Genomic DNA, 20,740 nt, shown 5'->3' with positions numbered 1-20,740 from the left:
ATCCACGTTGGCGCAAATCAAGAGACAAGCCCTGACTGCCGTCGAATCTCTGCCAGCAAGCCTCGACAGCCATCTTCAACCATGTCCAGCACCTGGTCGAAGCCATCATCTCCGCCATAATACGGATCCGGCACATCCAGCAATGGAGTATTGTGCGCAAACTGTAAAAACCGGGATGGCGTTGTCACTATAGCGCCATCAGTCTGTAAGCCTTGTTGTTCCCTGGCGAGCTGTTGCAATTCGACCAGGTTGGCACTGTCCATCGCCAACACATAGTCAAACACCTGCAGGTCTTCAGCGATCACTTGCCGTGCTTTCAGTACCGACAGGTTATACCCGCGGCCAGCCGCGGCACTGATTGCCCGCGAATCCGGACACTTGCCGATATGCCAGGCAGCCGTACCAGCTGAGTCTATGCGCACTCGATCGGATAATCCGGCGTTATCCACCATTTTCTGGAAAACGCCGTGGGCGGTCGGTGAACGACAAATATTACCCAGGCAAACAAATAACACCGACAGTTGTGGTGTAGCCGTCACGGTCATTATGGCTGGACAGTCGTGGCTGATTGGGATTTGTCGAGCTTTTCGTCAACCGACAGACGGCGGGCTTCACCTTCCAGCATAACCGGCACACCATCAACAATAGGGAAAGCCAGGCCATCGAAGGTGCATAACAATTCTTGTGCTTCAGCATCGTATTTCAGCTTGCCCTTGCACAGTGGGCATACCAGCATCGCCAGTAGTTGTTTATCCATGGTATTTCTCTCCCCAGGTTGTCAGCAAGGTATCCAGAGCCTGCCGGGTAGAACGGTCAGGCACTGCATCCACCGGTACGTACCAGCAATTTTCAGTTACAAAGGACCGGCATTTTACCCAGTCCTTTTCGGTCATCACCACCGGCTTGTTATCGTCAAAAGCCAGATCATTCGCAGTAAAAGGATGATGATCCGCAAACGGGTGTTCAAGGGGTGTCAGGCCCAGCTGTCGCAAAGTATTGAAAAACCGTTCCGGGTGGCCAATCCCCGCGACGGCGTGAACCTCTTCATTCGCCAAGGTTAGCAGATCCATACGCTCAGCCGTGATCGCATTAATCATCGCCAACGGTTGCAGCACGAAATCCTTGCCGTTCACAATCACCCGATCGACACTGTCGAGCCGGGTTTCAGGTTCACGTAATGGCCCGATAGGTAATAACCAGCCGTTACCAAAACCCCGTTCGCCATCAACAACAACCAGCTCGGCGACTCGTGCCATGGCGTAATGCTGCAGGCCATCATCACTCAATACCAGGTCGACCTTGCCAGCCAGATAGTCAACCGCCCGTTTGCGCTGGGGATCAACCACCACGGGGCATCCCAGGCGCTCAAACAGTAATTTTGGCTCATCGCCGCATTCACTGGCCGGGGTATCTTGCCGCACTTCCAAAGGGTAGTTGTCCGTCTCACCGCCATAACCACGACTGACAATGCCAACACGCATATTCATTTCCTGGGCGCGATTAGCCAACCAGATGATCAGAGGGGTTTTGCCAGTACCACCCACACTGATATTGCCCACCACGATCACAGGGACCGCCGATGACAGGGGTGGCAACAGCGCATAGAAAAAGCGCCGCAACGTAACGGCCAGCCAGAACAGCCCTTGCAGTGGCAACAGCCAGATATTGAATAACGGCGACCGGTACCAGTGGCGCTCGATCCAGCGCGCCAGGCCATTGGTCTGCTTTACGCCGTCAGACATGCTTGCCTTCCGAGCCGAACTGCATCAGATACAGCTGCGAGTAGATGCCGCCCTGCTCCAACAGCTCCAGATGCGTACCGTCTTCAACCACCCGCCCGCTGTCCATTACCAGAATCCGGTCGACATGTTCAATCGTACTGAGGCGATGGGCAATAACAAAGGTGGTGCGCCCTTTCATGACCTCTTCCATGGCGGCCTGGATATGGCGCTCGGAACCGGTATCCAGTGCCGAGGTGGCTTCATCCAGAATCAGCACGGGAGCATCCTTCAGAATCGCCCGGGCGATTGCAATACGTTGACGCTGGCCGCCGGACAGCAATACGCCATTTTCACCCAGGCGGGTATCGTACCCGTTGGGCAATTGCTCGATAAACTCATCCGCATGGGCAGCTCGCGCCGCCGCCAGCACCTGCTCATCGGTATACTGCCCGGCCCGGCCATAGGCAATATTGTCACGCACCGAGCCGTCAAACAAAGTGACCTGTTGGCCGACAATGGCGATTTGCCGCCGCAAGCTGTCCAGAGTCAGATCCCGCAGATCAATACCATCCAGACGAATAACGCCGTCACTGACATCATAGAAACGAGGCAGCATGTTCACCAAACTGGTTTTGCCACTGCCCGATTTACCAACAATCGCCACCGAGGTGCCCGCTGTGATATCGAGACTCACCGATTTAACCGCAGGTTCCGCCGCTCCGGCATATTGCAAGACCACGTTTTCCAGCGACATGGTGCCATTGGCCCGATCGATTGTCTGGGTGCCGGCATCGCGCTCTTCATCCGCATCCAGCACCGTGAAGATGGACTCTGCGGCAGCCAGGCCGCGCTGCACCATGGCATTGATATCGGTCAACGCCCGCAATGGTTTGGCAATCAGGGAAGCAGCAGTAATAAACTGGAAAAAGTCTGCACTGGTCATGGAGCCGGCAGCCACGCGCTGGAACATGACAAAAATCATCACCCCCAACCCGATTGATACGATCTGTTGGGTCAACGGCACACTGATGGCGTTGGTCAGCTCAAACTTGAGCGCCTGCTTGCGATTGTATTCGCTGGCGGCAGTAAACCGGCTGCGTTCATAGTCAACGCCACCAAAGGTACGCACTTCGCGATAGCCCTTGATGCTGTCGTTAGTGACCTGGGTGACATCCCCTACCGACTGCTGCACCCGGCGGCTGTAACGGCGGAAAAACCGGCTCGCCAGCCCGACCACCGCAACAATAAACGGTACCAGCACCAGAAACACCAGTGTCAGGGTGTAATCCAGATAAATCAGGTAGCCCATCAGGAAAATGACCGTCAGACCTTCCTGGATCAATGTCGTCAGGGCTCTGGTTGAAGCCCCCGACACCTGATCCACATCAAAGGTGACCCTGGAGATCAGGCGGCCACTGGATTCACCATCATAAAAGGCGCTTGGCAGCCGCGTCATTTTACCAAACAGTTCGACCCGCAAGGAGTGAACAACGTTACGGCCGACAATGGCGATAAAATACTTGCCCAGAAACGTACCGACACCCCGATAAAAAAACGTCCCCATCAGCAAGCCGATCAACAGCAGGATTTTCTGCTCGGTCGGGTCACGTAAGGTTTCTTCAACCAGGCCCATCAAATGTGCCAGTACCGGTTGTGCCGAGGCGTATAATGCCAGCCCCAGCACACTGATCAGAAATGCGCCCTTGTGAGGCCAGACATAACGTAACAGGCGCTTGTAGAGTGTTTTGACGTCTTGCTGTTTCAGTGCCTTGTCCGCCGGATTACGCTCGGGATCAACTGCCATTGCTTGGCTGCCTGGTGGTAATACTGATATTAACCAATCCCAACTGCCCCGCTGCATCCATCGCCTTGACGACCGATGCATGTGTCGCGTTGGCATCGGCAGTAATAATCAGTGGTGCGGTCTTGCGGCCATCAAGCACCTTGAAAATCGCCCGTTTCAAGGTTTCCAGCTGCTGATTGATCAGCTGCTGTTCATTGACGGAATATTCGCCGGTGGCAGAGACCACGACCTCGATCGATGCCGCTGGTACAGCCTTGTCACTGGCAGCGGCTTCAGGCAAATCGATACTCAGGTGGCTTTCCTGGGTAAAGGTGGTCGACACCATAAAAAAGATCAGCAACAAAAAAACAATGTCGATCAGAGGCGTCAGGTTAACCGCCACCTCTTCTCGCTGCTGGCGTTTGAAATTCACTGACTGGCCTCTGAATTATCTACCACTTCCCGATCACCATGAAGAACATCGACCAGCTTGATGGATTCCTGCTCCATAAACACCACAATGTCATCGATTCGACGCTGCAACATGCGATGACACACCAGCGCGGGTATCGCAATCATCAGCCCGGCCGCGGTTGTCACCAGCGCCTCGGAGATACCACCGGCCAGTACACTGGCTTGCCCGGTACCCTGGATCATGATTTCCGAAAACACCTTGATCATACCGATCACCGTACCCAGCAAACCCAGCAGCGGTGCAACCGCGGCCACTGTGCCCAGGGCATTCAGATAGCGTTCCAGAATATGGATTTCCTGGGAAGCCACTTCCTCAATGCTCTCTTTCATGATTTGACGACCATGGCGAGAATTTACCAGCCCGGCAGCCAACACCCGTCCCAGCGGGCAAGACTCCTGCAATTCGCGAATACGCTCGGCATTCAACTGCTTGTTTTTCATCCATGACCAGATTTTGGCCAACAAGTCAGGAGGCGCAACCTGTACTACACGCAGCGTCCAGAAACGCTCAACGCTGATGCCTAATGCCAGTACCGAACACAGAATGATTGGTACCATCATCCAACCACCGCTCTGGATGATCTCAAACATGCACAGTCTCTCCATAAGTCAATTTGCGCGCTACTCTAGCACAAGCCCAGAGCTTGCATAAGACCATCGCCACCACCATCACAACAGCCTGAAACCCCTGTCACATCTCCGACAGAGCATTGCCCACAGCCGAATCGAACAGTTTTTATCCAACCAGCGGATATCACCGGCAACACCGGCATCAGAGTTGACGCCAGGGCGGTGCCCAGCCATCCCGGACAGCCGTCACCGTACCGGTCTGATCCATACGGATTGCGCCACGATCAATGGTGGATAGCCAGGGGATACCCAGACGCTCCAGGCGCTCAATCACGCTGGTCGATGGATGCCGGTAACGGTTGTTGAATCCGGCAGAAATCCACACCTGCCCTGGCGCAACCTGCTGCAAAAACAACCGGGAGGAGGAACTGGCACTGCCATGGTGGGACGCAACCAGCACATCGGAGCGCAACTCGCTGCCATAACGTGCGACCAATGCCTGCTCCGCCAGCCGGGAAATATCCCCGGGTACCAGAACCCGCCGCCCGAACCACTCAAGCTGCAGCACACAAGAGGCATCATTGTCGTTATCGTGAAGATGTTCAGCCGTACGCAAGAAACGAAAACGCACAGCCATCGGCTCGACAAAACCTGTCGACGCGGTGGTGGGAACATCCACAGACCATAAACGCCAGCGATCATCCCCATGACAGGTTTGCACCGACGCCAGGGGCCACGTCAGCCCGTCATCCCGAATCAAGGGACGATAAGCGGCTGGCGGCTGACCCAGCCAGATACGCGCGTTATGGCCATTAAAGCCACTGACCTTGTTGGCTCGCTGTTGTAACCAGATATTCAGACCGCCAGCATGATCCGAATCGCTGTGGCTCAGCACCAGGTCGGTTACTGCAGGATTCCCCAGACGCCGCAAAGATGGCAACAGCATAAATTCGGCAGCACTGAATTCAGGACCAAATGAAGCACCCAGGTCATACACCAATGCCTTGCCGCCGGCACTGACCACCAAGCTCTGCCCTTGCCCCACATCCAGCAAGCGTACCTGCGGCGGGGCCGGTGCATGCCACCCCGGGGGAGAAAACACCACCGCCAGCGCCACACTTATGACTAGAAAGGACAACCCGGGCCGCAACCCCAAATACACCAGCAGCATCAACAACAGCACTGCAGCCAATATCGTGTCAGGCAGAAACGTTACAACTGGCAAGGGCCACTCAAGCGCCTGCTCCAATCCGAGCCACCAGATAGCATCCAGCTGTTCCATTGCAGCGACAGCCCAGTCCACAGGCCAAACCAGCAACAAAAATGACAGTGGCAACATCACCAGCCCCAGTACAGGGATAGCAATTGCGTTACACAGTAAATGCACCCACCCCACCGCCTGCCCCCACCACAGCATCAAGGGTAACAAGCCCAGAAATACCAGCCATTGTGGCAGCCATAATCCCTGCCACAGATTAACCCGTCGGCCACCCAGAAATAACAATAAGGACGCCACTGCCATCATCGAAAAACCGAAACCTGCGGAGGTAAACATCAGGGGATTGACCAGCAGCACAATAACAAAGGCATAAGACAGCGCGGCCACCGGTGCCAGTCGACGGCGCAAGCCCATCACCAGCAACACAACCAGCAACATAATCCAGGCCCGCTGCAGCGCGATGCCCGCCCCGGCCAACAGCGCATACACAAGACACACCGTAGCGATCCATATGCCGCTGCCCCACAAGCGTCGCCCGGCATTTATTTCATACACTGGTGCCAACAAGCGGACAACCAGACCCATCAGCAAACCACACACGCCAGCGACCAAACCCAAATGCAGACCACTCACCACCAACAGATGCAAGGTGCCGGTATCCCGGGCCAATTGCCAGTGTCGCGGACTGAACGCATCCTGAATACCAAATACCAAGCCTGCTACCCAGCGGCGGCCAGACGCTGAGGGAATATGCTGCAGTCGCTCCAGACCGTACTGCCGCCATTGTGTCAGCAAAGGCACCTCTGGTGCCGCGTTATCTATCGCTGTACCAGAGGCCGCAATCGAGCGGATATAACCACGGCCATCAATGCCCTGGCGCAACATCCAGGCTTCATAATCAAAGGGCAAGCCATTGGCAAACCCCCGAATGGCTCGTAAACGGACCTGGGCGCGCAGCGTATCGCCTACCTGCAACACAGGCTCGGCCTGGTAATAACCTAGGACCAGACGTCGTAATGGCGGCAACTGCTGATCTCCAGCCAAGCCATCCAGCGGATGCTGCTGTATTACAGCAACGGTAACTTTCTGATAACCATCAGCCGGTTTGTCATGTCTGTTTTTATCGGCGGCTGGTGACGTGGAAGCATGGCTCGATACCGTTTGCAGACTATCGCCTTCCCGGGCGATCACCTCCAGCACCAGCTCGACATCGGTACGATCCAAAGACGCAGGCAAGCGGTGCTGGAGCTGCAAAGACAACCAGAGTTGGCCATAGATACTGGCGAATGACATCACGGCCAGCGCAACCAGCCAGCGAACCGTTATTCCAGTACGACACGAATGACTCGTCCGCTGCAGAAGCCATAGAAGAATCCAGATTATCGCGAAAAAAAGACCACTCCAGGGAACCATAACCCCAAGAATGATGCCGGCACCCGCCGCGACACATAGATGTTGCATTGCCACTCCCTGGCAGAATCGGCATAATCGCCGCGCATTCAAGCAACGGCGGCTCTCATGCCAAAGAAACTTCTCAAACGCATTTTTCCGACACCGGAACAGGTCCAGACCAACAAGTCACTGCAGTTCCTGTCCCCGCTATTCGCCAAACCGAATTTATGGCACCTGAATCGTCGTTCAGTGGCCAGAGCTTTTTTGGTCGGGCTGTTTGCTGCGTTTCTGCCGTTACCATTTCAAATGGGCATTGCCGCCCTGATTGCTTTTTATGCCAATGCCAATATGCCGATTTCTGTGGGGCTGGTGTGGATCAGTAATCCGCTGACCATTCCCCCTATTTTTTACACGACCTATCTCTTTGGCACCTGGATTCTCAACACACCCTCACGAGAATTTCATATTGAGCTATCACTGGACTGGGTGCTTACTGAGCTGACCCAGGTCTGGGAACCGCTGATCGTTGGGTCACTGACCACCGGGATCGTGCTGGGTGTCGCCAGTTATTTTATTGTTGACTGGAGTTGGCGCAAGCATGTTTGGGACAACTGGAAAAAACGCGCCGCCCGAGTACCAAAAGTGGTCAAAGAGGTGGTAACCGGCCACCACGAGCATCACAACCAGCCTCCGGAACAGGACAGCGACGATCGCCGCAACAGCAACGATCAGTCTTGATATCAGCCCATCACCGGGTCCACGGATACCAGCGTCTGCTCTTTCAGCCGCAAACACAGGTCCATACGCCGCGCCAATGATTCGTCGTGGGTTACCAGCACAAACGCGGTATCCACCTGTTTAATCAACTCCAACATCACGGCTTCAACCTGGGCCGCGGTCTGCTGATCAAGATTTCCTGTCGGCTCATCCATCAACACCAGCTTTGGCCGATTGACAATCGCCCGGGCAATAGCAGTTCGCTGACGCTCACCACCGGACAATTCCGACGGCTTGTGATCACAGCGCGACGCCATTCCCAAACGCTCCAGACACTCCCGCGCCCGTTGTTCCGCAGCCGCCGTCGCCACGCCAGCCAGCAGCTGCGGCAACATCACGTTTTCCAGCGCCGAAAACTCCGGCAACAGGTGGTGAAACTGATACACAAAACCAATGCTCTGGTTACGCAAACGGGTACGGGCTGCTTCACCCAGCGCATGAACATCTTCTCCCCCCAACAGTACCTGCCCTTCATCCAGGGAATCCAGCCCACCCAATACATTCAACAAGGTGGTTTTGCCAGAGCCGGACGACCCCACAATCGCCAGGGTTTCACCGGCGGCCAGCTCAATATCCACCTGTTTCCAGACGGTGACCGACTGCGGGCCACTGGTGTAAGTCTTGCGTAACCCCTTCGCCACCAGAATCGGATTATTCATAACGTAACGCCTCCGCAGGCTGAATCCGGGACGCGCGCCAGGATGGATAGAGAGTGGCCAGAAAACTCAACAGTAACGATGCCGATACCACCACCGCAACATCACTCAACAGCAACTGGGACGGCAAATATGAGATGAAATACACATCGGAGCTGAGAATCTGAAAACCAAATAATTTTTCTGCCCAAGCGACCAGATCCGAAATAGACAACGCCGCCATCACACCCAACACGGTGCCAAGCAACACCCCCACAATACCGATCGATAACCCCTGCACCATAAAGATCGCCATAACGGTACGCGGCTTGGCACCCATGGTACGTAAAATGGCAATGTCGGCTTGCTTGTCAGTCACTACCATCACCAGTGTCGAAATAATATTAAACGCGGCCACTGCCACAATAATCAGCAGCAGCAAACCAATCATGGTCTTTTCCATGCGGATGGCTGAAAACAGATTCCCCTGGGTGCGGGTCCAGTCACTGCCGGAATAACGGCCGTCAAGATTATTGACCAGTTGCCAAATCAAATCCGGGGCATCAAACAAGTTGGTAAACTTGATGCGTAACGACTTGGCCTCACCGTCCAAACGCCCCAGTTTGGCAGCATCCTGCAAATGCACCACCGCCAGATTGGAATCCAGTTCCGCGCCCACAGAAAACAAACCAACGACCGTTAATCGCCGCACCCGTGGAATCACCCCCGCCGGGCTAAAGGTCGCTTCCGGCAGCATCAAGGTCAGCTTGTCACCGACCACCACACCGAGGCTGCGAGCCAGCAAATCACCCAGCAGCACCCCATACTCACCGGGCTGCAAATCGGTGATTGAGCCAGCGGTCATATGATCAGGCAAAATCGATACTCGTGACTCAGCCTCCGGGGCCACACCTGTGACCATCACCCCCTTGACCCGACCATTCACTCCCATCATGCCCTGCAGTCGTGTCAGCGGTGCGCTCGCTTCAACACCGGGGAATTGCTCGACCCGAGCCGCCAGCGCTTGCCAGTCCTGAATACCACCGGCCTCATACAGCACGCCATGAGGCACCATCCCCAGAATGCGTTGCCGTAACTCCCGATCAAAACCGTTCATCACCGACAGCACCAGAATCAACACCGCCACCCCCAGGGTCATACCGACCATGGAAGACGCCGAAATAAACGAAATAAAGTGATTGCGGCGCTTGGCCGACAAATAACGCAACCCAATGCCCAGTGGCAAACTGCCCGGAGACAACGACATAATTAATCTGTTCCTGTAACCCGAAAGACATCTGAAGGCGCGGCTGCCACTCAGAGAGGCGCAAGTTTGCCCGAGACCGACGACAAAGGCGAATCTCACCCTGTACCCGACCGCAAAAGTTGCGATAATCGCGCCACTGAGAACCCGGCCAACCGCCAGAGTTCAGCCCTGTTTGCTTGTTGCCCGCCGTGGCAGTCACCCAAGAGAATCCGTCATTGAAGAAACGCATGCCCGCCGAATGGGAACCACAATCTGCCGTACAACTGACCTGGCCCACCAAAAGCAGTGACTGGGCACCCTTTTTGCCCCGTATTGAACCGGTTTTCCACGCGCTGGTGGCCTGTATCAGCCAGCAGCAACAGGTCATCATCAGCTGTGGCTCGGATCAGGATGCCAGTCGCCTGCGCCATCTTTACCAGAACCACGCCCCGGTACAGGTATTTCGAGCTGACAACAACGACACGTGGGCAAGGGACCACGGCCCGGTCAGCGTCTACCATAACGACCAGCTGACGCTGGTGGATTTCCTGTTTAATGGCTGGGGTGGCAAATACGACCACCACCACGACAACCAGATCAGCGCCACACTGCAGCAACTGGGCGCTTATGGCGAGACACCGCTGACCGCCAGCGACTGGATTCTGGAAGGTGGCAGCCTCGAAACCGATGGTCTGGGTACTCTGCTGACGACAGAAAACTGCCTGCTGAACCCGAACCGCAATCCGACCCTGACCAAAGGCATGATCGAGTCACGACTGGCTGAAGATCTCGGCATTGACCGGGTATTGTGGCTCAAGCATGGCCACCTGGAGGGTGATGACACCGATGCCCATATCGATACCCTGGCACGCTTCTGCACCCCTTCCAGCATCGCCTACTGTCAGGCTCGGCAGTCCGATGACCATTATCAATCCCTGCACGCCATGGAGCAGGAACTACAGGCTCTGCGCCAACGCAATGGCAAGCCTTACCAGCTGATTCCCTTGCCGCTCCCCAGTCCGATACGCAACACCGATGGCGAGCGCCTGCCCGCCACCTACGCCAACTTCCTGATTATCAACCACGCTGTTTTGCTGCCCGTGTACGGCGTCGCAGAAGACACCATCGCGGTTGAACGTATCATGCAGGCTTTTCCCAATCACTGGGTGCACCCGATCAACTGTCGTCCCATTGTTGAGCAGTACGGTTCGTTACACTGCCTGACCATGCAACTTCATCAGGAGACCAGCCATGTCTGATTCATCCCTGCTCGCGGTAGCTGCCATCCAGCAAGCCTGGCACGGCAGCAAAGCCGCCACCCTGGACCGCACCGAGCAACTGATCCGTGACGCCGCCGCCCAACAGGCACAACTGGTGTGCCTGCAAGAACTGCATGCCGGGCCGTATTTCTGCCAGCACCAGGCCGCCGACGTCTTTGACCTTGCAGAAACCATCGACGGCCCAACCGCCCAACGACTCGGCGCTCTGGCAGCCGAACTGCAACTGGTGATCGTTGGCTCCATTTTTGAGCGCCGTGGCAAGGGCGTTTACCACAACACCGCACTGGTTTTTGATGGCTCGGCCGAGCTGGCTGGTTTTTACCGCAAGATGCACATTCCCGATGACCCCGGCTTTTACGAAAAATATTATTTTATCCCCGGCGATGCCGATGAACCGGGTTTTCATCCTATTGCAACGTCTATCGGTAAACTGGGAGTACTGGTGTGTTGGGATCAATGGTATCCGGAAGCGGCCCGACTGATGGCTCTGGCCGATGCCGACATCCTGATCTACCCCACGGCCATTGGCTGGGACCCGACGGAACAGGCCGATGAAAACACCCGTCAGACCGACGCCTGGATCACGGTACAACGCGGCCATGCGGTGGCCAACAACCTGCCGGTGGTCGCAATCAACCGGGTTGGCCACGAAGCCGATCCGACAGCGGTAACCGATGGCATCCAGTTCTGGGGCAACAGCTTTATCTGTGGTGGCCAGGGGGAGTTTCTGGCCCAGGCAGACGCCAGTACCGAACAAGTATTGATGGCCAGCATCGACCTGGATCGTACCGAACAACTCAGACGCATTTGGCCCTACTTTCGCGATCGTCGAGTAGATGCCTATGGCGATCTGACCAAACGCTACCGCCGCTGATCAACGCAACGTTCTTGCGGGCAGCGTCGTTGGCTTATTCACTGACGCTGCACTGGCAAGGAATCAACCATGACCTTTCTGAACAGACTCTACTGTATCTCTCCGCGCCAACACCTCAATCTCAGCACACCACAAGTCGCCATACTGGTACTGGTGCTACTGTTCTGCTTGCCGCTCAAACTGCAGGCAGAACCGTCCTTGAGCCCCGACCAACTGTGGCAGCAATTACAGCAGCCCGGCTATCTGTTGATGATGCGCTCCGCTCGTGCCCCCGGATTTGGTGACCCAGCCAACTTTGACCTGACCGATTGCAGCACCCAAAGGAACCTCTCCAACGAGGGGAAAGATCATGCCCGCCGCATTGGTGACGCCTTGCGCCAGCACCATATCACCGACGTACAGCTTTATAGCAGCCACTGGTGCCGGACCCAGGAAACCGCCCGGCTGCTTGATCTGGGCACTCCCACGCCGTTGGCAGCACTCGACAAACGCCCTCACAGCCACGACGCCCAGTCATCACAACCAGATGCTCTGGAGCAATGGATTCAGCAACAGCCGCTCACCACGCCGGTACTGCTGGTAACACATCAGGCTAATATCACCGCCATAACGGGCATACACACTCGCTCTGGCGATCTGGTTGTTATCAGAAAAAATTCGAATGGCAGCCTGGTAGTGGCGGGCAAACTGTATATCCATTGAACAACACCCCACCGGCAGTGGGATAACGGCCAACAATCGTTGCCAGCGTCATCGCTAATAGCCCACACATGAAAAAGTCGGGTGACGTCATCGCTGCATCCGCATAAAGTAGCAGGACTGTCCGAGCAACGAAAAGTCCGTTATGACCCCGAGCCATATTTGTCCGTTTATATCCGTTTCTTTTTATTCACAGCAACGCCTTGCCTCACTGCTGGCATTGCTGGCTCTGGTACTTTGGGGTGCCCTGGGTCAACAAGCAGCGGCGGCGGAAGAAGTGGAAGCAGCGGATCAATATGAACAAAAGCTGATCAACCAGCTGCTGTGGGACAGCCTGAAGCAGTCACCAGGATTTGTTTTGCTGATACCGACGGCCGAAGCACATGGCGATCAACGCCCAGGCAGCACGAATACAGCCGAGTGTTACCAGCGCTTTAATCTGACTGAACATGGTGAGGTACTTGCCCGACGTTTTTATAACACCCTGCGCCGTAACGGCATTCACAAGGCGCTGACCTACTCGAGCCAATGGTGCCCTGCATTGGAGACCGCCACACGCCTGGGACTGGGCTATGTACATGAGCTGGCGTTGCTGAATGAATTTCCGGATGACGTCCAGGTTATCAGCACCCTGCAAACGATCCAGCTGAAAAACTGGATCACCAGGTTGGAGTACAACCGCAAAAACCTGCTGGTTCTGGTGACGCACCCCGATATCATGGCAGCAATCAGTGGCCAGATACCTGAGCCGCAGCATATGCAGGTGATGAACTTCAACACCCGCGACCAGTTGACCTACGTTGGCAGCTTGCCGCTCAACTGACCATTCGCTCGCTTATCAGTCCATTATCAGCCCACTATCGATCCAACAGACACAGCGGCTCACATTCGCCGTAACGGCGGTAACGAATCCAGCAACAGCTTGCCATAACGGGTGGTCGTAAGGCGTCGGTCCAGAATACTGATACGGCCACTGTCGGTTTCCTTGCGAATCAGTCGGCCACAGGCCTGCACCAGCCGGATCGACGCCGCAGGCAAGGTCAGGTCCATAAACGGATTACGGCCGCGGCTTTCCAGCCATTCACTGGTGGCCGCCTGAATCGGATCATCCGGCACCGCAAAAGGAATTTTGACAATCACCACATGGGTCACGTAGTGACCGGGCAAATCGATGCCTTCGGCAAAGCTGGCCAAACCAAAAATAATACTGCCTTCGCCCTTGTCGAGCCGTTCCTTGTGACGGCGTACGATTTCACTTTTGGGTAAAAAACCCTGACACAACAAGGTTTCATACCAGTCCCGAATAAAAGTATCCCGCGTGGCTTCGAGCTGGGCACGGGAGCTGAACAACACCAGCGTCCCCTGCCCCAAATCCAGCTGCGCTTTCATCCATTGCTCTATATCCGTCTGAAACTGATCACTTTTGGGATCAGACCCCAACTGCACCACTTCCAGCTGGCCCAGATTCGGATAATCAAACGGACTGGCGACCCGGTGATACCCGGCCCAGTCCGGCAAGCCGGTTTCCCAGCTCAACTTGCCGAAGCTGTTTAGCGCCGTCAGCGTCGCCGACGTAACGACAGCCCCATGACAGCGAGACCAGAGGTTTTTGCGCAACTGATCAGCCACCGCAATCGGTGAGGCACTGAGTTTGATATCCCAGTCTTCCCCAAACGGCGTTTTCGACAGCCAGCGCGCCACCGGGATCTCGCCTTCCTTCTCTTCTGCCGCCAACCAGGTGACGGCTTCCCATAAGGATTCCGCCCGCGCCAGCATCATGCCCATGGGCGCTTGCCAGCTTTCAGCAATATCCAGACTGAACTCACCTTCACCCTTGGTATCCAGCGAGGCTTGCAACATATCGTTGAGCTTGTCGAGTCCTTGCAACAGCGGCTGCAAGGGTGCCTTGATGTTATTCAGCAGGTCCCGCAGGTTGTCCGGTATACGGCCGAACTCAAACCGCTGCCGGTCCCGTTCTCCCAACAGATCAAAAGCCAGCGGCCACAGCAGATTCAAATGGTTGTTCAACTCACGACACTGCTCCGGGGCAGCCTGCAAGGAATGCATGATCGAAGGTGGCAAACCGGTGGCCGCCACAAATTGCTCAATCCCCTGCTCCAGCTGCTTCAGCCATTGGCGCTGGGCGCGCACACCAAATTCCAGCCGGAAGTGATTCAAGGCCTTGTCGGCCAGGTGATGGCCTTCATCAAAAACATAAATGGTTTTTTCCGGGGCTGGCAGCACCGCACCACCACCCAGGCTGAGGTCGGACAACACCAGATCGTGGTTGGCAACAATAATATCGGCATCTTCCATCGCCCCCCGGGCTTTGAAAAAGGCGCAATTATCGAAGTGCGGACAACGACGGTTGGAGCATTCACGATGCGTTGCAGTAAGGTGACTCCATTGGTTATCGGCCACCTCGTCATCCCAACGATCCCGGTCGCCATCCCAGCCGCCGCTGGCGTACTGGCTCAGCATCAGCTCGTACAGCTCGCGATCCTGTTCTTCCGGGGTTTGTTCAAACAGATCAACCGTCGACAGAATGCCGGACAGCTGTTGCAGGGATTTATCGAGTTTCAGCAAACACAGATAACGACCACGCCCTTTGGCCAGGGCGTACTGAAACGGCATGGAAATGGTTTCTTTCAGATTGGGCAGATCCTTGTCGAGAATCTGCTCCTGCAACGCTACGGTGGCAGTCGAAATCAGCAGTTTCTTTTCCTGCTCAATGGCTACCGGCAAGGTTGCCAGCAAATACGCCAGGGTTTTACCGGTGCCGGTGCCCGCTTCCACCACCACAATGCCAGACTCGTTGTTACGCTCACCCTTGTCATCGATGGTGATTGCCCCCAACGATTTGGCAATTTCGGCAATCATCACCCGCTGGCCATAACGGGGGGTCAGATCGAGCTTTTTGATGCACTCGCGATACAGGGCCTGAATACGCTCTTTGCTTTCTTGGCTTAACACTGCGTATTACTCCCCAATGGACTGCCAGCCGCTGTTACGGTTAATCGGAAATGGATAACCATCAACATCGAGCACCAGGCCGGATGACGTTATGGATTGCAAAAACACCCCTGGCACAATCATGTCGCCTTCGTACCACTGCCGACCGTTCATCGATACCGTGCGAGTGCTGCCATCCTGACTATAAATATGCCCGGTAATCACCAGATCAGGGACTTTGCGTAGCGATGACAGCGGCGGCAAATGGCGGCGTTCAAGCGCTGAGGAGTCTGCCACTGCCGGTGGCTCCGAGGTATTGGCTTGCGTACTGACTTGCGTGGATTCTGGTGCTGCGCTCTGCACCGAAGCCTTCTCTGGCGGTGTCGCCGCCTCTACCACGACCGGTGGTGGCTGTGGTGTGACACTAACAGTGGTTGTTTCAGCCATCTCCCTGGCTTTTGCCGGAACAAAATCGGTGGCACGAATGACTTCCGGGCGTAATTGTTGCGCTGATTCCACTGGAGGAACTGCCAACGGCGTCTCATTATTGATAGCGGCTACGACGCTGGGTTCCGATACAGAGCCTGTTGCTTCCGCAGTCGCAGGCACGGCAACCCTTTCCTTAACGTTTTCCTTAACGTTAATCTCCGCCACCACAGGCTCCATTCCGGGAGCTGGCACAGGCTCCGCACCCATAAAATACAGGGCAAACGCGCCCACTACGGCCAACAGAACAATCAGCACCAGACTCAAGGGCAAACGGGCCTCAACAACCGGCGTCGCCTCGGGCGTTACCAACAACGGCGCCAGCATGGCATCGTCGATACTGTCGGCGCGCTGCTGCTGTGATTTTTTCAGCGCATCCAGAATGTACGACATTATTGCGCCTCCTGCTGAGCCTGATAGGCTCGCCGTTGCAGATACAGCAGGGTTTGTGGGCCAATAATCCGGTCGGCCGTCAGTCCTTGGGATGCCTGAAACCGGGCGACCGCGTGACCCAACAGAGGATCATAAAAGGTTTTGTCCGGCCCAGCGGCCTGGGTATCACTGCCTGACGGGCCAATTCTTTGCCAGTCACCGTGCCATTCCACCCCCAGCTGCGCTCTCACCCAGGCAACCACCTCGGCACTAGTGCCCTGACGGACCAAGCCATGATAACCCGCCGGTGCCTGCCAGATCAGCAAGGCCTTCAGTACCCGGTCCGGGCGTATCCGGGCGCTTTCAAGGTCGGTCAACAACTGCCATTGATCGTCATAAGACACCGCCACCTGATACTGCAATGGCTGTAACTGGGAGTAAGGCCAGGCGACCCATAAACATTGCCAGCCGCGACCTTGTAACTGATCGCAGTTTCCGGCCTCCAGCCCCATCGCCTGACTCAGATGTTCGGCGGCGGCCTGGCGCGGATCAATCGGGGGATTATCGATCAACGGAAGCGAGGCGACCGTGCTCTCCGCAGCTGCTGGATCTGCAACCGACTTGGCCAGCACAGGCGCTGCTTCAAGTGTTTTATCGCTATTGTTGCCGTTACCGGCCGAATCCCGTGTTCCATCCGCTGTCCCGACCGGGGTTATCCAGCGCGCCAGCGTGGTACGCCAGGACGGCTCAACAACCAGTAATCCGATAGCAATCAGGAGCACGATCATCACACCCAGAGCCCCTGCCAGCGCAGCACCGGGCAATCTGCGGGTACGGACTTTGGGTATCGCGGCTTGGCTTGTATCCCCCAACACCTCGACCAGCGCCTGACGTGCAACCGGAGCATGAACGTCGTTATCACCCCGGGCATAGGCTCCCAGCAAAGCGCGGTCAGCAACACTGTTGATCAGACGAGGAATACCGCCGCAACCCCGGCAGATAATGCTCGCCGCGGCTTCATCAAACACCTGACGCTCACACCCCGCCGTTGCCAGCCGATGGCGCAGATAAGCATAGGTTTCGGTCTGGCTCAGATGCTTGAGGTGATAACGGGCGGTAATTCGCTGGTTCAGCTGTCGCAATTCATGTCGCTGCAAGACGTCGCGCAACTCCGGCTGCCCTACCAGAATCAGCGTCAGTAATTTGTTGTCGCTGGTTTCCAGATTGGTTAACAACCGAATCTGCTCCAACGATGGCACCGGCATGGCCTGTGCCTCATCAACAACACAGATAACCCGCTTGCCCTCGGCATACCAGGCCAGCAACGAATGATTCAGCTGTTGGTACAGGGCCTGCTGACTGGCTTCGGCGGCATAAGTAATATCCAGCTCGTCGCACAAGGCCTGCAACAACTCCCGTTGGGACAACTGCGGATTAAACAGATAAGCCGTTTTGATATTGTCGGGAGTCTGTTCCAGAAATGCGCGACACAAGGTTGTTTTTCCGGTTCCTACATCCCCGGTCAGACAGATCAGTCCGCCGTGCCCGGTCAGCGCATAATGCAAATGCGCCAGCGCCTCCTGATGCCCGGCCGACGGGAACAGAAAAGCCGGGTCTGGGGCAATGGTGAACGGGAAACGATCTAGGCTGAAATGGTCAAGGTACATGCAACGCCCGAGGAACAATAAAAGCGCGCATGATACCGGAATCGCCCCAACAAGCGTACCAGCGTCAGCCATGACCCAATCTTGACGCGGTTTGATTAATCAGCCGGATTCGTGCATTATAGTTCCATAATTGCAATCAATTAAAAGAAAAACAAAAGACATCCAAGCAAAAACAAGACAATCTGCTTATCTTCCCGATAGTCGTAAACTTTTTTCACGCCAGGCACTCAGTAACCCTGTCGCAACGGTTGATAACTCAATACTGACAATCAACCCACTGGCCAAATAACGAGGACACCATGACCCCCAAGTTCAAAATTGCCATCAACTCTTTCCTGTTTATTTCTGCCGCGTATCTGAACGTATCCACCCAGGCACAAGAATCAGAAGCCGTGAACCAATCCCAGGCAGAAGCCAGCTTCATGTCTGAAAAGTCTGAAAAAAACGCCCAGAAAAAATCCTCCTCAAATCTGACCTCTACCGACAACTAACAATAATAATCAGCTCTTGTTCATTCAGATAATCACGACGGCCCCAGTGCAGACACAACCTGTTTCTCTTTTGATGATGTAATGCAGTTGCAGCAAAGATTGCCATAATTTATCAAAAGATAACGGTATAACAGATACGGCCAACACCCATAAAAGATTGCTCGCCAATGCTGCGATTAATCATGGTACTTACCCTGCCCCGCAGGCACCATAAGACTTTTCTTTTCCCCAATATGGACGGTGTTATCAGAGCCGCACAAGGAGTCTTCCATGGGTACCAGCCTGATACTGGCGCTGATTGCACTGACGGCTCTGGCATGCCAATGGCTCGCCTGGCGCAGCAATCTGCCCGCCATTCTGTTTCTGTTGCTGGCGGGGTTGTTTGCAGGCCCGGTGAGTGGCGTGCTGGTACCGGACGCCATGTTTGGCGAATTGCTGTTTCCACTGGTTTCGGTCTGTGTCGCCATCATCCTGTTTGAAGGCAGCCTGACCCTCGATCTGGCTGAAATACGCTCCCAACGCACGGTCGTCCGCCGCCTGATTACTCTTGGCGCACTGGTCACCTGGATTTTGGTCGCCTGCGCCAGCCGCTGGCTGTTTGCCCTCGACTGGTCGCTTGCGGTGCTGTTTGGTGCCCTGACGGTAGTAACAGGCCCCACCGTTATTGCTCCCATGCTGCGCACTGTCAGACCCAAGGCTGAACTGGGCAAGATCTTGCGCTGGGAAGGCATCCTGATTGATCCGATCGGAGCCTTGCTCGTGGTGGTGGTGTATGAATTTATTACCGCCCAGAATCAGGCCACCAGCGTCGCACTGACCTTTATCAAGGTGCTGGTTTCCGGTACCAGCCTGGGCTTGTTGGCAGGCTGGCTGACCGGCATTGCCCTTGCCCGCCGCTGGCTCCCGGAGTATTTACAGAACCTGGCGGTATTGGCCGCGGTACTGCTGGCGTTCTCTGTTGCCAATTACCTGGCCCATGAATCCGGGCTATTGGCCGTCACTCTGATGGGCATGTGGCTCGCCAACCAGAAACATTTGCGACTGGCAGAAATCCTGCATTTCAAGGAAGACCTTTCGCTGCTGTTGATCAGTGGATTATTTATTCTGCTGGCGGCACGACTGGATCTGGCAGAAGTCACCCAATTGGGCTGGGCACCATTGATATTGCTGGCCCTGATGCAGTTTGTCGCCCGACCACTCACCATCTGGGTGTCCGCTTTTGGCAGTGACCTGAGCTGGAAAGACAAAGCCCTGCTGGCCTGGATCGCACCACGAGGGATTGTTGCCGCGGCGGTTTCTGCGTTGTTTGCCATCAAGCTGCAACAACAAGGTGCGGAAGGGGCTGCCATGCTTGTTCCGCTGATGTTTTGTGTAATCTTCGGTACGGTGATTTTCCAGAGTGCGACGGCGCGCCCGGTTGCCCGTTGGCTGGGAGTGGTCGAACCGCCACCGGATGGCATCCTGATACTGGGAGCCAATCCGGTAGCCTGTGCCATTGCCAAAGAACTGGCCCGGCAGAATATCCAGGTTTTGCTGGCGGATTCCGTTTACGACAATGTTCGCCGCGCCCGTATGGCGGGGTTACCGATATTTTACGGCAGTCCAATGTCGGACTATGCCAGCTCCCGCCTCCCACTCACCGGGCTTGGCAAACTGATGGCGCTGTCGACCGACAACCATCTGAACACCATTGCCTGCATGCACTTTCGCGATGAGTTTGGCCTTGATCGGGTCTTTGCCCTGCACAGCCGGATATTGGCGCACAAGGAAATCAGCTCCAGCAAGCGGCGCCATAAAACCAAACATTACAGCGGTGAAGACCAGCGCGGCCTGCCGCTGTTTGATGCCGACCTGAGTTACAGCCAGTTTATCAACCTGTTGGCCAAGGGAGCCCGATTAAAAACCACCCGGCTGAGCCAACGTTTTACCTATGCGGATTTCAAAGCGAATCATGCCGACCGGTCTCATGTTTTGCTGGCAATCACTCCGGAAGGCAAAGTACGTATGAAACTGGCCGGTAAAACCTTGCGTCCCAAACCCGGCTGGCGAATTGTCAGCCTCTGTCTGCCGCCTTCTGAACCAGCGACAATGGCTTGAATCAC

19 protein-coding genes are annotated in these 20,740 nt (G+C 55.6%); 7 read left to right on the top strand and 12 right to left on the bottom strand.

Features of this window, described 5'->3' with window-relative positions; genetic code table 11:
- Positions 1 to 17: 17 nt before the first annotated feature.
- From Q8W24_RS02565 to Q8W24_RS02535, 7 genes are all read right to left on the bottom strand, one after another.
- A complete protein-coding gene (locus Q8W24_RS02565) occupies positions 18 to 545 on the bottom strand; it encodes a low molecular weight protein-tyrosine-phosphatase (RefSeq protein WP_303431636.1) in 528 nt (175 codons plus the stop codon).
- Positions 545 to 757, bottom strand: a complete 213-nt coding sequence (locus tag Q8W24_RS02560) for a Trm112 family protein (protein WP_305474304.1) — start codon at positions 755 to 757, stop codon at positions 545 to 547. Before Q8W24_RS02560 ends, Q8W24_RS02565 begins: the two co-directional genes overlap by 1 nt.
- Positions 750 to 1,742, bottom strand: a complete 993-nt coding sequence (gene lpxK, locus Q8W24_RS02555; protein ID WP_305474302.1) for a tetraacyldisaccharide 4'-kinase — start codon at positions 1,740 to 1,742, stop codon at positions 750 to 752. The genes Q8W24_RS02560 and lpxK overlap by 8 nt, the downstream gene beginning before the upstream one ends.
- Positions 1,735 to 3,525: a lipid A export permease/ATP-binding protein MsbA gene (gene msbA / locus Q8W24_RS02550; RefSeq protein WP_305474299.1), complete on the bottom strand. Its 1,791-nt coding sequence runs from the start codon at positions 3,523 to 3,525 to the stop codon at positions 1,735 to 1,737. The genes lpxK and msbA overlap by 8 nt, the downstream gene beginning before the upstream one ends.
- On the bottom strand, positions 3,515 to 3,937 hold the full coding sequence (locus tag Q8W24_RS02545) for a biopolymer transporter ExbD (RefSeq protein WP_303431641.1): 423 nt from the start codon (positions 3,935 to 3,937) through the stop codon (positions 3,515 to 3,517). The genes msbA and Q8W24_RS02545 overlap by 11 nt, the downstream gene beginning before the upstream one ends.
- Complete coding sequence (locus Q8W24_RS02540) at positions 3,934 to 4,569, bottom strand: MotA/TolQ/ExbB proton channel family protein (protein WP_303431643.1); 636 nt, start codon at positions 4,567 to 4,569, stop codon at positions 3,934 to 3,936. Before Q8W24_RS02540 ends, Q8W24_RS02545 begins: the two co-directional genes overlap by 4 nt.
- Before the next feature lie 181 nt (positions 4,570 to 4,750).
- Complete coding sequence (locus Q8W24_RS02535; RefSeq protein ID WP_305474370.1) at positions 4,751 to 7,180, bottom strand: DNA internalization-related competence protein ComEC/Rec2; 2,430 nt, start codon at positions 7,178 to 7,180, stop codon at positions 4,751 to 4,753.
- Positions 7,181 to 7,285: 105 nt separating this feature from the next.
- On the opposite strand from Q8W24_RS02535, the gene Q8W24_RS02530 reads away from it, so the two are divergent.
- Positions 7,286 to 7,897 carry a DUF2062 domain-containing protein gene (locus Q8W24_RS02530; protein WP_305413261.1) on the top strand — a complete coding sequence of 204 codons (612 nt, stop codon included), beginning with the start codon at positions 7,286 to 7,288 and terminating at the stop codon, positions 7,895 to 7,897.
- A 2-nt stretch (positions 7,898 to 7,899) separates the two neighbouring features.
- On the opposite strand, the gene Q8W24_RS02525 is transcribed toward Q8W24_RS02530, so the two are convergent.
- Both Q8W24_RS02525 and Q8W24_RS02520 read right to left on the bottom strand, forming a co-directional pair.
- On the bottom strand, positions 7,900 to 8,595 hold the full coding sequence (locus Q8W24_RS02525) for an ABC transporter ATP-binding protein (protein ID WP_305474297.1): 696 nt from the start codon (positions 8,593 to 8,595) through the stop codon (positions 7,900 to 7,902).
- Entirely contained in the window at positions 8,588 to 9,838 is a 1,251-nt protein-coding gene (locus Q8W24_RS02520; RefSeq protein WP_303431646.1) for a lipoprotein-releasing ABC transporter permease subunit, read from the bottom strand. Before Q8W24_RS02520 ends, Q8W24_RS02525 begins: the two co-directional genes overlap by 8 nt.
- Positions 9,839 to 10,053: 215 nt before the next feature.
- Between Q8W24_RS02520 and Q8W24_RS02515 the strand changes: the two genes are divergently transcribed.
- From Q8W24_RS02515 to Q8W24_RS02500, 4 genes are all read left to right on the top strand, one after another.
- Positions 10,054 to 11,076, top strand: a complete 1,023-nt coding sequence (locus Q8W24_RS02515) for an agmatine deiminase family protein (RefSeq protein ID WP_303431647.1) — start codon at positions 10,054 to 10,056, stop codon at positions 11,074 to 11,076.
- A complete protein-coding gene (locus Q8W24_RS02510; protein ID WP_303431648.1) occupies positions 11,069 to 11,971 on the top strand; it encodes a carbon-nitrogen hydrolase in 903 nt (300 codons plus the stop codon). Before Q8W24_RS02515 ends, Q8W24_RS02510 begins: the two co-directional genes overlap by 8 nt.
- A 69-nt stretch (positions 11,972 to 12,040) precedes the next feature.
- Positions 12,041 to 12,673, top strand: a complete 633-nt coding sequence (locus Q8W24_RS02505; RefSeq protein WP_303431649.1) for a histidine phosphatase family protein — start codon at positions 12,041 to 12,043, stop codon at positions 12,671 to 12,673.
- Between the two features lie 142 nt (positions 12,674 to 12,815).
- A complete protein-coding gene (locus Q8W24_RS02500) occupies positions 12,816 to 13,493 on the top strand; it encodes a hypothetical protein (protein WP_305413254.1) in 678 nt (225 codons plus the stop codon).
- Between the two features lie 59 nt (positions 13,494 to 13,552).
- Here the strand turns inward: Q8W24_RS02500 and dinG are convergent, their stop codons facing one another.
- Genes dinG through Q8W24_RS02485 form a run of 3 tightly spaced genes read right to left on the bottom strand, consistent with a single transcriptional unit; the run spans position 13,553 to position 18,147 of the window.
- Positions 13,553 to 15,643, bottom strand: a complete 2,091-nt coding sequence (dinG, locus tag Q8W24_RS02495) for an ATP-dependent DNA helicase DinG (RefSeq protein ID WP_303431652.1) — start codon at positions 15,641 to 15,643, stop codon at positions 13,553 to 13,555.
- Positions 15,644 to 15,649: 6 nt separating this feature from the next.
- Positions 15,650 to 16,501, bottom strand: coding sequence for a general secretion pathway protein GspB (locus Q8W24_RS02490; protein ID WP_305474293.1), 852 nt, complete (start codon positions 16,499 to 16,501; stop codon positions 15,650 to 15,652).
- The gene (locus Q8W24_RS02485; protein WP_305474291.1) at positions 16,501 to 18,147 is read right to left on the bottom strand and encodes an ExeA family protein; all 1,647 of its coding nucleotides are present in this window, start codon (positions 18,145 to 18,147) and stop codon (positions 16,501 to 16,503) included. Before Q8W24_RS02485 ends, Q8W24_RS02490 begins: the two co-directional genes overlap by 1 nt.
- A 299-nt stretch (positions 18,148 to 18,446) precedes the next feature.
- Here Q8W24_RS02485 and Q8W24_RS02480 point away from each other — a divergent pair, with 299 nt between their 5' ends.
- Together Q8W24_RS02480 and Q8W24_RS02475 are read left to right on the top strand one after the other, a co-directional pair.
- Positions 18,447 to 18,638, top strand: coding sequence for a hypothetical protein (locus Q8W24_RS02480; RefSeq protein ID WP_303431656.1), 192 nt, complete (start codon positions 18,447 to 18,449; stop codon positions 18,636 to 18,638).
- Between the two features lie 270 nt (positions 18,639 to 18,908).
- Positions 18,909 to 20,735: a sodium:proton antiporter gene (locus tag Q8W24_RS02475; RefSeq protein ID WP_303431657.1), complete on the top strand. Its 1,827-nt coding sequence runs from the start codon at positions 18,909 to 18,911 to the stop codon at positions 20,733 to 20,735.
- Positions 20,736 to 20,740: the final 5 nt, after the last annotated feature.

The sequence above is a fragment of the Oceanobacter sp. 4_MG-2023 genome (assembly GCF_030689165.1).
Lineage (GTDB): Bacteria > Pseudomonadota > Gammaproteobacteria > Pseudomonadales > Oceanobacteraceae > Oceanobacter.
The sequence above is the reverse complement of the archived record's forward strand: the minus strand, read 5'-3'. Positions and strand labels throughout refer to the sequence as shown.